General features: G+C 65.9%; 1 protein-coding gene. It reads right to left on the bottom strand.

Going from position 1 to position 860, the window contains the following annotated elements; translation table 11 throughout:
• Window positions 1–734 (bottom strand): IS256 family transposase (locus ACTWQE_RS34105; protein WP_443332964.1); only part of this gene is annotated, 734 nt, incomplete at its 3' end.
• Window positions 735–860 lie beyond the last annotated feature (126 nt).

Below are 860 nucleotides of genomic sequence, written 5' to 3'. Positions count from 1 at the left end.
GGCAGGCCCTTGAGGCCATCGCAGACGAGCATGAGCACATCGTCCAGGCCGCGGTTCTTCAGCTCGGTGAACACGTGCAGCCAGTACTTCGCGCCCTCACCGCCGTCGCCGGCCCAGATCCCCAGGATGTCCCGGGTGCCTTCGGTGGTCACGGCCATCACGACGTAGACCGGCCGGTTCGCAACCTGCCCGTCCCTGATCTTGACGTTGATGGCGTCCACGAACAGAACCGGATAGACACGGTCAAGCGGCCGGTTCTGCCATTCGGCCATTCCCTCCATCACCTTGTCGGTGATCGTGGAGATGGTCTGCTTGGACACCTCCGCCCCGTAGACCTCGGCCAGGTGCGCGGAGATCTCCCCGTGGGTGAGGCCCTTCGCGGACAGGGAGAGCACCATTTCGTCCACGCCGGGCAGGCGGCGCTGCCGCTTCTTGACGATCTGCGGCTCGAAGCTGCCCGCGGTGTCCCGGGGCACCCTGACCTCGACCGGGCCGACGTCGGTCAGCACGGTCTTCGCACGAGTGCCGTTGCGGCTGTTGCCGTTGTTCTTCCCGGCCGGATCGTGCTTCTCGTAGCCGACATGGTCGGTGATCTCGCCCTCCAGCGCGGACTCCAGCACTCGCTTCGTCAGCTGCTGCAACAGCCCACCCTCGCCGGTCAGCTGCAAGCCCTCGCTGCGGGCCCGGTCGACCAGCATCGCGACGAGCTGTTCGTCCGACGCGGCCGACGGCATCGCACCACCTGCCGGCTCCTCGACGGACTCGTGCTCGATCGTCGTCTCGCTCACTTGGCGTCTCCCCTTGATCAGCAGATCCGCCGTTGATTAGCGCCTCTGTGTGTCAAGCAGCTTCTGCAAGTT

This window comes from Streptomyces sp. 8N706 (assembly GCF_052245415.1).
Classification (GTDB): domain Bacteria; phylum Actinomycetota; class Actinomycetes; order Streptomycetales; family Streptomycetaceae; genus Streptomyces.
The sequence above is the reverse complement of the archived record's forward strand: the minus strand, read 5'-3'. Positions and strand labels throughout refer to the sequence as shown.